Source organism: Glycomyces luteolus, from assembly GCF_027622875.1.
Taxonomy (GTDB): domain Bacteria; phylum Actinomycetota; class Actinomycetes; order Mycobacteriales; family Micromonosporaceae; genus Glycomyces; species Glycomyces luteolus.
Genome location: NZ_JAPZVP010000017.1, coordinates 115,503 through 124,579, shown reverse-complemented (window position 1 = coordinate 124,579; position 9,077 = coordinate 115,503). Strand labels below are relative to the sequence as shown.

Annotated in this window: 9 protein-coding genes; 7 read left to right on the top strand and 2 right to left on the bottom strand. The window is 66.1% G+C overall.

Annotation, left to right across the window (positions count from 1 at the left end; genetic code table 11):
- On the top strand, positions 1–1,152 hold a 1,152-nt coding region (locus O1R50_RS20045), incomplete at its 5' end, for a non-reducing end alpha-L-arabinofuranosidase family hydrolase (protein ID WP_270111961.1).
- Between the two features lie 325 nt (positions 1,153–1,477).
- On the opposite strand, the gene O1R50_RS20040 is transcribed toward O1R50_RS20045, so the two are convergent.
- Positions 1,478–1,981 carry a hypothetical protein gene (locus O1R50_RS20040; protein ID WP_270111960.1) on the bottom strand — a complete coding sequence of 168 codons (504 nt, stop codon included), beginning with the start codon at positions 1,979–1,981 and terminating at the stop codon, positions 1,478–1,480.
- A gap of 349 nt (positions 1,982–2,330) precedes the next feature.
- Positions 2,331–2,930, bottom strand: coding sequence for a hypothetical protein (locus tag O1R50_RS20035; protein WP_270111959.1), 600 nt, complete (start codon positions 2,928–2,930; stop codon positions 2,331–2,333).
- A 192-nt stretch (positions 2,931–3,122) separates the two neighbouring features.
- Here O1R50_RS20035 and O1R50_RS20030 point away from each other — a divergent pair, with 192 nt between their 5' ends.
- The 6 genes from O1R50_RS20030 (at position 3,123) to O1R50_RS20005 (ending at position 8,995) form a co-directional block, all read left to right on the top strand.
- Positions 3,123–3,368 (top strand): hypothetical protein, encoded by a 246-nt coding sequence (locus O1R50_RS20030; RefSeq protein ID WP_270111958.1) that lies wholly within the window; start codon positions 3,123–3,125, stop codon positions 3,366–3,368.
- 82 nt (positions 3,369–3,450) lie between these two features.
- Positions 3,451–4,167 carry a response regulator transcription factor gene (locus tag O1R50_RS20025; RefSeq protein WP_270111957.1) on the top strand — a complete coding sequence of 239 codons (717 nt, stop codon included), beginning with the start codon at positions 3,451–3,453 and terminating at the stop codon, positions 4,165–4,167.
- Between the two features lie 44 nt (positions 4,168–4,211).
- Positions 4,212–5,699 carry a sensor histidine kinase gene (locus O1R50_RS20020; protein ID WP_408612759.1) on the top strand — a complete coding sequence of 496 codons (1,488 nt, stop codon included), beginning with the start codon at positions 4,212–4,214 and terminating at the stop codon, positions 5,697–5,699.
- 146 nt (positions 5,700–5,845) lie between these two features.
- Positions 5,846–6,703 carry a polyphosphate polymerase domain-containing protein gene (locus O1R50_RS20015; RefSeq protein WP_270111955.1) on the top strand — a complete coding sequence of 286 codons (858 nt, stop codon included), beginning with the start codon at positions 5,846–5,848 and terminating at the stop codon, positions 6,701–6,703.
- Between the two features lie 43 nt (positions 6,704–6,746).
- Positions 6,747–7,430, top strand: coding sequence for a DUF4956 domain-containing protein (locus O1R50_RS20010; RefSeq protein ID WP_270111954.1), 684 nt, complete (start codon positions 6,747–6,749; stop codon positions 7,428–7,430).
- A 2-nt stretch (positions 7,431–7,432) separates the two neighbouring features.
- Positions 7,433–8,995 carry a CotH kinase family protein gene (locus O1R50_RS20005; protein WP_270111953.1) on the top strand — a complete coding sequence of 521 codons (1,563 nt, stop codon included), beginning with the start codon at positions 7,433–7,435 and terminating at the stop codon, positions 8,993–8,995.
- The last annotated feature ends 82 nt before the right edge of the window (positions 8,996–9,077 follow it).

The window sequence follows — 9,077 nt, the reverse complement described above, 5'->3', positions numbered from 1 at the left end:
AGCTGGTCGAGCGCCGACGGTGCCGCCATCCACCAGTGGACCGACCACGGCGGCACCAACCAGCAGTTCCGGCTGGCCGACTCCGGCAGCGGCTATGTGCGCCTGATCAACCGCAACAGCAACAAGGCGGTCGAGGTCCAGAACGCGGCCACCAACGACGGCGCAGCCGTCGTGCAGTACAGCGACTGGGGCGGCAGCAACCAGCAGTGGCAGCTCGCCCGCGTCGACGGCGGCAGCGGGGCCTGCGCTCTTCCGTCGACGTACCACTGGACATCGACCGGCCCGCTCGCGGAACCGAGGAACGGGCAGGTCGCACTCAAGGACTTCACCGCAGTGCGCCACAACGGCCAGTACCTCGTCTACGCCACGACGCACGACGCCGGAGACGCCTGGAACGCGGTGGTCTTCAGCCCGTTCACCAACTGGTCCGACATGGCCTCGGCCGGCCAGAACATGGTGACGAGCTTCAACCCGGTGGCACCGACGCTGATCTACTTCGCCCCGAAGAACATCTGGGTGCTCGCCTACCAGTGGGGCTGGCCGTACAAGTTCTCCTACCGCACGTCGACCAACCCCGCCGACCCCAACAGCTGGGGCCCGCACCAGGAGCTCTTCAACGGGGAGCTTCCCGTGAACAACCCCATCGACCAGACCCTCATCGCCGATGACCAGAACATGCACTTGTTCTTCGCCAACGACGAAGGCCAGATCTACCGGTCCAGCATGCCGCTCGGGGACTTCCCGAGCAGCTTCGGCACGGACTACGAGCTCGTCATGAGCGACACGAAGGCGAACCTGTTCGAGGCGGTCGAGGTCTACAAGGTTCAGGGGCAGAACCAGTACCTCATGATCGTCGAGGCCATGGGCAACCAGGGTCGCTACTTCCGCTCGTTCACGGCCACCAGCCTGGACGGGACGTGGACGCCGCAGGCCGCGACGGAGAGCAACCCCTTCGCGGGCAAGGCCAACAGCGGCGCCACCTGGACCCGGGACATCAGCCACGGCGATCTGGTGCGCACCAACCCCGACCAGACCAAGACCATCGACCCCTGCAACCTGCAGTTCCTCTACCAGGGACGCGACCCGAGCTCTGACGGGATGGACTACGGCCTCCTGCCCTACCGTCCGGGTGTGCTTACCCTGCAGCGCTAGCGGCACAACGCAGGTCCGGCTCGGGTGATCCTGAGGTAGCGGGCGGGCTTGGTGCGAGACCGAGCCCGCCCGGATCCGTACGGCGATCCCCGGCATCGTGCAGAGCAAGGTGAAGTGACGCCCGCGCTGGCGCGGACCGCGTGTCACGCAAGCAGGTTATCGATCCTCCGAGGCTCGGCATCCGCGGACCCACTAGGGCTACCTTCATGTCCGCCAATGGGAGTCAGCATGATCGCCATCAAACGTAGTGCACAGCAGGCAGATTCACTCAGGTTGGCAGCGGTCGTAGACACCGTGATGCCAGGGCGCTCGGGCAACGTCTGCATCAACGGTCCGGTTTTGCTGGAATGCTGAGAGCCCACCAAGACATCGCCGACCGCTTCGGCGCTGCGACTGCCAGGGAACTGGAGACGCCTGGGACGGTGTCGGGGACTGGATCGGATGACACCACGCCGAACAGAGCTCCCGCGCCGACCCTGGTGACCTCGCCGCCCGGCGGCCTGCCGGTCCACATCGCCGCCTGGTTCGGTTGTCCTTGCGAAACGTCCTTCCAGTAGCCCTCGCGCTGCTCCTCGGTGCAGGCGGTGCCTTCATACCAGATCAGGCGGATGTCGCTCAGTCCCTGCATCTTTTCGTGACGCTCGCACTTACCAATCGTGGACCATGTGTCGAGCACCGTCCAGACCGATATCGAGCTGAGACACCCGAGTACCGTCAGCATGACGAGCATCTTGAGGCCGTTCGACCGCATGCCTCTCGATCGCCTGAAGCGCTCCCCTGTGATGGCGGCGGCGAACGCCGCAGCGTAGAGCAGGGCGATCAGCAGCATCCGGTCAGGCGACCGGAAGGTCACGACCAATGCGGTAACCGTCGACACCAGCGAGACGGCGCCCAACGCGGCTGCGATGAGCGGCCCGTCGCCTGGAGACTCGTCTTGAGACCGGGGACTCTGGGGTGCATCCACAGGCACATTCTGACACGATGACGTCGAAGAACCCGTCGCTCGGCGGCGGTCAGGCCACACTGCCGCGCTCACTCGGACCACTTGCGGGACATGAGTTCTTGCTCTGGGTGCTGAGTTCGGCGATCATCGATGTTTCGCCGGTCTGTGGCTTCGTCGAGGACGGACGCGAAGAAGGGCGGGCCTGCCGGCACAGGCCCGCCACATTGGGGAAGCGTTAAGAGCCAGCGCTCGACTCGGGGGCGAGTGCCGTGCACTCCTCCATCGCGGCGGCAACTTCCGGGTCGGTTTCGTCGAGTTGGGAGACGTCGTCGGCGAGTTCCACGCCGCGCTCGGCGAGGCAGTCGCGGTAGGCGGTGAGACCAACGGATTCGCCCGAGCTCGGGGCCTCGCCGCCGGGAAAGCCGCCGTCCGTGGGCATCTCGTCCGCGCAGGCCTCTTGGGCCGCCTGCCATTCCTCGTCGCTGACGCCCTCAGGGGCTTCGAATCCGCCGCCGAAGCCGCCGGTGGGCATGTCGGTCGGCATCTCACCGGACAAGTCGGTGGGCATATTCGTGGGCATGTCTGTCGGAGCGTTCTCTGGATCGAAGCTCGGCATCCCGCCGCCGAGGTCTGCCGCCCAGTCTTCGGGCAGCTCGATGCCCTGCTCCTCGATGCAGGAGACATAGGCGCTCATCACATCACCGCCGGACGAAGCGCTCTGGTCGGGATTCTCTTCAGTTTCGTCCGCGGAACCGCAGGCGGTAAGGAGCAGGCCGGCAGCCGTGAGTACGGCCGTGTGCATGAGATGCCGTGGCAAGGAGGGAATGGTGCGCATAACGGCACAGTGTTGGCCCACGAGATCGAGAACGGCTCGAAGTCCGATCAAGGGCGGCTCGGAGTCGGATTCCGAGTCGGCTTTGAGGTCGGATTGAGCCCGCTCCGAGGGACGAGGTCGACGATGCCCGACATGGGATTGTCCTCAGCACGACCCTCGCGTTTCAAATTCGTTCTCAATACCCTTGCCGTCGTGACGCTCGCTGCGGTCGGCATCGTCATCTACTGCGCCGAGATCGTGCTCGCCAGCGCCGAAGACGTGCTTTTCGTGCCGGTTGCCGCTCTCGAGTCGACCGGGGACGATGCCGCGCGGGTGACCGTCCTCGCCGACGACGACAGGGAGCAGATCCGGGAGGTCACCACCGGACTGTACGGCGACGCCGACGTGGAGATCCGCTCCGGACTCGCCGAGGGCGATGCGGTCGTGCTCGGCCGGTGACCCGTACTCCCGCACCAGATTCCCTGCCGCGCCGCCTCGGCCGAGCCGGGCACCGATGAACGGACTACAGGGAGGAGCCTCGGTGAGCATTTCGCCCGAGCGCAAAGACAGGATCCTGGTCGTCGATGACGAGGAGAACATTCGCGCGCTGCTGTCGGCCACGCTGCGACTCACCGGATTCGAGGTCGAGGTCGCCCAGGACGGTACCGAATGCCTGCACGCTTCCGACGAGTTCGAACCCGACCTGGTGATCCTCGACGTCATGCTGCCCGATATGGACGGCTTCGCTGTGGCGGAGCGGTTGCGCGCCGAGGGGCGCCAGACCCCGGTCCTGTTCCTGACCGCCCGCCACTCGGTGCGCGACAGGGTCACTGGGTTGACAGTCGGCGGCGACGACTACGTGACCAAACCGTTCGACCTCGAGGAGGTCGTGCTGCGGGTGCAGGCGATCCTGCGTCGCGTCACCTCCGCGCCGGTCGTCGTCGAGCAGGAGGTGCTGCGCTACCACGACCTCGAACTCGACGAGACCGTGCACGAAGTGTGCCGTGCGGGAAGGCCGATCGGATTGTCCCCCACGGAGTTCAGACTGCTCCGCTATCTGATGGTCAACGCCGGCAAGGTCGTCAGTAAGGACCAGATCCTCGACCGGGTGTGGTCGTACGACTTCGGCGGCAGCGGCCGCATCGTCGAGTCCTACATCTACAATCTGCGCAAGAAGATCGACATGGTGGACCCGCCACTGATCCACACCGTCCGCGGCTTCGGCTACGCGCTCCGACTCCCCAGGGCCGACCAGTGAGACTCACACTGCGCCGGTGGCGGCACTGGACAGTCCGCACCCGCATGGCCGTCACCACCGTCGCCCTGTGCGCTCTCGCGCTGGTCATCGCCATCGTGTCCGCAACAGCGCTCCTGGCAGGGGTGCTGACCGACCGAATCGACGAACAGCTGCGCGGTGCCTCCGCGATCGCCGAAGAGCGAGTCCCCGCCGACGACGTACCCGACGGCGGCCCGGACCGCGGGCCGTTCGCTCCGACCACCGACATGCCGGAAGTGCCGCGCGTCTATGTCTATGACAGCGACGGCGCCTTCGTGAACGCCATCGGAGACGGTGACGAGGAGGCGGACTTCCCCGCCCTGACCGGTCTGGGGCAACTACGCGAGCACGCGGACAGCGCGGCGCCCTACACCGTCGAGGACGCCGACGGCAATGCCTGGCGCGTCCTCGTCGGGAAGGACGGCGATTCCGGCTATGTCGTCCTCGCATTGTCGGTCGAGCACGTGGAGGCGGCCACCGAGAGCTTGCTGCTCATCGGCGGCGGTGTCAGCCTCGCCATTCTCGCGCTGCTCGCGGTCGGCGCGCTGTGGGTGGTCGGGATCGGACTGCGTCCGCTCGACCGGATGGAGGTCACCGCTGTGCAGATCGCCGCGGGGCGGCTCGATGAGCGCGTAGCTGATACCGATCCCCACACCGAGACCGGTCGGCTCGGCCGGGCGCTGAACACGATGCTCGCCCGCATCCAGGCCGCTCTCGACGACAGCGCCGTCTCCGAGGAGCGGCTGCGCCAGTTCCTCGCCGACGCCTCCCACGAGCTGCGCACCCCGCTCACCTCGATCACCGGCTTCGCCCAGCTCTACCAGCGCGGCGGCGCCCCGCCCGGTCCGGTTCTCGACGAGGCCATCGGCCGCATCGTGGCCGAATCCCAGCGGATGCGGCTCCTGCTCGACGACCTCATGCTCCTGGCCGCGATCGATGAGCAACGCCCCTCCGAACGGGGCGAGGTCGACCTCCTGGGCGTCTGCGCCGACGTCATCGGCGATGCGCATCTGCGCGAACGAGGCCGCTTCGTCTCCCTGGAGCCGTTGAGCGGCGGCACGGAAGACCCCTTGGACGCCGTCGCCATCGTCGGCGATGAGCCGCGTTTGCGCCAGGTGGTCACCAACCTTGTGGCGAACGCGTTGCGGCACACACCGTCCGATGCCCGGATCGCCGTCCGACTCGGCTGGAGCGGCAGTGCCGGACCGCCGTGCCTGGCGCAGGTGGGGGAGGTGCCGCCGCTGCCGTGCGCGGTGGTCGAAGTCGCCGACACCGGCCCTGGTATCGCGGCCGAGCACGCCGATGCGGTCTTCGAGCGGCTCTTCCGCCTCGATCCCGGCCGAGCCCGCCTCACGGCCCCCGATGAAGGCGGCTCGGGCCTGGGCCTGTCGATCGTCGCCGCGATCGTCACCAGCCACGGCGGTTGCGTGCGCCTGTCGGCGACCCCTGGCGGCGGCGCGACGTTCCGGGTACTGCTGCCCGAGAAGTTAAACCCTTCTCCGAGCCGCCATTGAGCCGGATGGCTTACATAGAGTCATCCCTTCCGCATCGTTATTTCTTATTTGGGTGCTTCTCTGAGGCAACTTTGAGTTCACCATGAGTTCACTGAAACCTTCGCCCGGTTGACTCGGCAGCGTTCCCAAGCATTCAAGGAGCGTTGATGAGCCAACTCAGCGGAGGAGATGCCGCGCACCTGCGCCGCACCGCCAGCGCGCTGCATTCGTTCAACCGGTTCGAGATCAAGTACCTGCTGGCCTACGACCAAGTACCCAGGCTGCGCGAGGAGCTGCGGTCGCGAATGGAGGCCGATCCGTACTCCGTCCGCGGCGGCTATCCGGTGACGAGTCTGTACTACGACTCGAAGTCCCTGCGGTACTACTGGGAGAAGATCGAGGGCCTGCACTTCCGCCGGAAGCTTCGCGTTCGCAATTACGGTGTCCGGCACGAACTCACCGATGAGACGCCGGTGTACGTCGAGATCAAGCAGCGGGTCAACCGGGTCACGCAGAAGCGGCGGGTCAAGGTCCCGTACCTGCTGGCCCGCAGGCTCTGCGACGAACGCGTCCTCATCGACCACGAGCCGGAGCAGCGGCCGTTCCTCGAAGAGGTTCTCGGACTCGTCGAGGGGCACGGGCTGCGCCCGACCGCGATCACCGCCTACAACCGCGAGGCCTACCTCGGCTACGACGCCGACCTGGGGCTGCGGGTGACCATCGACCACCGGGTGCGCGGCCGCGACCGGGACTTCCACTTGGGGGCCGAGGTCGAGAACCGGCTGATCATCCCGCCCGCGAAGGCGGTCGTGGAGGTCAAGGCCAACGAGCGGGTCCCCTACTGGATCACCGACCTCTCGGCCCGCCTGGGCATGGCGGTCGTCCGCGTCTCCAAGTACTGCCAGAGCATCGAGGCGTTCGGCCAGGCGCCGCGCTCGGTGTTCCACGTCCCCGTCGAGGACGACTTCGCCGTCCACGCCAAGCAGGAGGGCGCCGGCGCACCGGCGGTCTCCGCTGTCCAGTAACCGATCGGGCATCGCCCACTAACTGCGGAAAGCAGACGTCCAGATGGATTTCCTGACCAACTTCACTGACCTCTCGGGTGAGTTCAGCGTCGCCGACATCGCGATCTCGCTGTCGCTCTCCTTCGTGCTCAGCTGCGTGATCTCGCTGGTGTACCGCCGGACCCACCGCAACGTCTCCTACAGTCAGTCCTATGTGCAGACCCTGATCATCATGGGGATGATCATCGCGATGATCATGCTCATCGTCGGCTCGAACGTGGCGCGGGCGTTCGCGCTCGTCGGCGCACTGTCGATCATCCGCTTCCGCAACGCACTGAAGGAGACCCGCGATGTCGGGTACATCTTCCTGGTGATGGGCGTGGGCATGGCCTGCGGCACTCGGTTCTACCTGCTGGCGATCATCGCAACCGCCGTGATCTGCCTGGTGCTGCTCATCATGCACCGCTTCAACTGGTTCGCGCACAGCGTGGAGCGCCAGGTCGTCAAGGTGCAGGTGCCCGCGCACGAGGACATGGCCGGCGACGTCGACGACGTCCTGATCCGCCACACCGACGAGTACGAACAGGTGAGCATAGAGACGATCAGGGGCGGCGCCCTGACGGAGATGACGTACACCGTGCGCCTCAAGAAGGGCAAGAGCGCGGCCGGACTCCTCGGCGAGCTGCGCGACATCACGCAGGGGCAGCAGGTGACGGTGCTGACCGGATACGACCAGACGGACCTGTAGCCATGAGCACCAAGGCACTGCGACACCGGATCCCGGTGAGCGTTCGGCATTACTGGAAGCTCATCGTCGGGTCGATCGTCCTCGTCGCGGTCCTCGTGCTGGCGGTCGGAACGATCCGCGTCAGTGCGGTGGTGACCTCGGAGGCCAACGAGGGATTCATCGTCACCAACGACATCCAGGGCACTGTGGACCTGTTCGACACGACCGTGGCGCATGAGATCAGCCTCGACTACAACGAAGACGACTACCAGAAGATGATCGAGACGTTCCAGGACTCCGGCGAGAAGGAATGGGTCAAGGCCGACATCACCATCGACGGCGTGACCATCACCGATGTCGGCATCCGGCTCAAAGGCAACTCGACCCTGGCGAGCCTCGGGGGAGAGATCAACGTGGGCGGCGTGGAGATGCCCGAAGGCGGAGGAATGCCTGAAGGGATGGAGATGCCTGAAGGGATGGAAATACCCGAGGGTATGGAGATGCCCGGCGGCGGCGAAGGGGGAGAAGGCGGCTTCGGTGGTATGAGCAGTTCGCTGACCTTCGACGAACCTGAGTCGCTGCCGTGGCTGGTCGACTTCTCGAAGTTCGTCGACGGCCAGGTCTACCAGGGCAATCAGCAGATCGCGCTGCGAGTGGACTCGGGCATGGGCGGCTCGACCTTGACCGAGTCCGTTGCGCTGGAGCTGGTCGAGGCCAGTGGCGAGCCGAGCTACGACTGGACCTACTCGAAGGTCTCGGTGAACGGCTCGGAGGCGGTGACGCGCCGGGTCGTCGACGCCCTGGACGTGACCTGGGCCGACGAGGAGTACGGCGCGAGCGAAGGCGTGCTCTACAAGGGCCGGGCCGGGGGCCAGTTCGCATACCAGGGCCAGGATCCCAGCGAGTACGAGGACGACTTCAAACTGATCACCATGGAGGGATCGGCGGACGTGCAGCCGATCATCGACTTCCTGGAATGGCTGGACTCGGCCGACGACGCGACCTTCGACGCCGAACTCGCCGAGTGGGTCGACGTCGAATCGTTCGCGAACTACACCGCGCTGCAGAACCTGATCGTCAACACCGACGACATGGCAGGGCCCGGCAGCAACTACTACCTCTGGTACGACTACGACACCGGCCTGATCTCCGTGCTCACCTGGGACCTCGACCTGTCGCTGACCAGCGCCGAACTGGCGCCCGGCGAGTCTGGGTCGATCATGGGCGGCGGTGGCATGGGCGGGATGCCCGAAGGAATGGAGATGCCGGAGGGTATGGAGATACCCGAAGGCATGGAAATGCCCGGAGGCGCCATGCCCGAGGGGATGGGCGGCATGTCGTCCGGCGCGAGCGACTTCAAGCAGCGATTCCTCGACTCCGAGGTGTCCCAAGCCGTCTACATGGAGTCCTACAACGACCTCTATGAACGGATCTACGCCAGTGGCGCGGCCGAGGAATCGGTCGACACTGTGGCGGCGGCCGCCGAACTCAATGGCGCCGCCGATGTGGCGGCGTCTGCGGAGTCGCTCAAGACGGTCATCCAGCAGCGCGAGGAGTTCCTGGCAGTACAACTCGACGCACTCTGAGGGATGATCCGGCGCGACGGGGGCTGGGGGATTGCTGCCGGCCCCCGTCGCGTCATCTGCGAGGGAGGGAGTGCCTGTCATG